This window comes from Butyricicoccus sp. (assembly GCF_050872565.1).
Taxonomy (GTDB): Bacteria; Bacillota; Clostridia; order Oscillospirales; family Butyricicoccaceae; genus Butyricicoccus_A.
Window position 1 is genome coordinate 1 of the sequence record NZ_JBNMHC010000446.1, and the last position, 1,563, is coordinate 1,563.

Annotated in this window: 3 protein-coding genes; all 3 read left to right on the forward strand. The window is 48.6% G+C overall.

The annotated features are described in order from the left end of the window. Positions 1-445 (forward strand): FAD-dependent thymidylate synthase (locus tag ACR0P9_RS12365; protein ID WP_432620587.1); only part of this gene is annotated, 445 nt, incomplete at its 5' end. Continuing rightward, on the forward strand, positions 442-1,101 hold the full coding sequence (locus ACR0P9_RS12370; RefSeq protein ID WP_432620589.1) for a dTMP kinase: 660 nt from the start codon (positions 442-444) through the stop codon (positions 1,099-1,101). The genes ACR0P9_RS12365 and ACR0P9_RS12370, both read left to right, overlap by 4 nt. Before the next feature lie 33 nt (positions 1,102-1,134). Continuing rightward, on the forward strand, positions 1,135-1,563 hold a 429-nt coding region (locus ACR0P9_RS12375; protein ID WP_432620591.1), incomplete at its 3' end, for a phosphatidylglycerol lysyltransferase domain-containing protein.

Sequence of the window (1,563 nt, forward strand, 5' to 3'; positions counted from 1 at the left end):
AGCAAAAGAGGCTTTTCTTCAGGCAATGGCAGACGACCAGAAAATGTATGAAAATCTGACGGCGATTCTGCAAGAGAAGCATATGCAGACGTTTTTAGATGAGGGCTGCACCGAGAAAGAAGCGCGCCGCAAGGCGGAGAAAAAGGCGATTGAAGATGCGCGCTATGTGCTGCCGAATGCCTGCGCGACCAAAATGGTCATGACTGCCAATGCGCGCTCGTTACATAATTTCTTCCGTCTGCGCTGCTGTAATCGTGCCCAGTGGGAAATTCGAGAGCTGGCAGAGGAGATGTACAAGCAGGTTTGCGCCGTTGCGCCGACGTTGTTCCGCAAAGCAGGCCCTGCCTGCACCTGTGGCGCCTGTTCGGAAGGCAAGATGACATGCGGCAAGGCAGCAGAAGTTCGCGCGAAGTATGAAGCGATTCGACAGGAGTGTGCCAAATGAGCGGAAAACTGCTGGTTTTAGAAGGAACCGATGCATCGGGCAAGTCTACCCAGTTTGAACGACTGTGTCAGGCGCTGGATGCGCGCGGCATCACGTATCGTCGCTTGGTCTTTCCGAGGTATCAAGAAGAATCCTCCGCACTCATTCGCATGTATTTGGGCGGAAAATTCGGCACACATCCGGACGATGTCAGTGCATATACGGCGTCTACCTTTTTTGCTGTTGACCGCTATGCATCCTATCAGACGGAATGGAAAGACTATTATGAAAACGGCGGCTTGATTTTGGCGGACAGATATACGACCTCCAACGCCGTACATCAGGCATCGAAACTGGAAGGCGAGGAACAGAAAGCCTTTTTGGATTGGCTGTTTGATTTTGAATATCGAATTATGGGCATTCCGGCACCGGATCAGGTGTTTTTCTTGGATATGCCGACGGAAGCTGTAAAAAATCTTCTGGAACACCGACAGGGGAAAACACAGGATATTCATGAGAAGGATCTCGGATACCTGAAAAAATGTTATCAAACAGCTTCTCAGCTCGCAGATCAATTTGGCTGGCAGCGTATTCGCTGTACCAGCGGTTCAGACATTCGCACCATTGAGGACATTTCACAGGAGCTGGTGGGACGCGTTCTCAACACCATTCGTTAATCTCTCATTTTCTAAAGGAGTCTACTCTTTTTTATGTTAGCATTTCACCCAATTCGATTAGAAGACAAAGCGGAGGCAGAGGCTTGCCTGTCCAAACAGAATTACAGACTGTGCGAGCACTGCTTTACGGATTTATTTATTTGGAAAGATCACTATAATACGCAGATTTGCATTCACGAAGGCTATCTGCTCATTAAGATGGAAACGTTTCCGGATAAGACGCCGATGTATCTTGCGCCGATTGGCTCTGGCGACTTGAAAAAAGTAATGCTGGATTTGGAAGCTGACGCAGAAGAACGCGGCATTCCATTTACGCTGTGCTGCATTCCGGAAGATATGATTCAGGAGTTTGAAGCTGTCCTGCCGGGATACTACGTTATTTCCGACTATATTGACGGTGCAGATTATATCTATGATGCCAATAAGATGGCAACGCTGTCCGGCAAGAAATTGCAGTCCAAG

Bases quoted from the DNA above. Each gene is read 5' to 3' on its own strand.
- ACR0P9_RS12370 (WP_432620589.1), top strand. From the start codon at position 442: ATGAGCGGAAAACTGCTGGTTTTAGAAGGAACCGATGCATCGGGCAAG.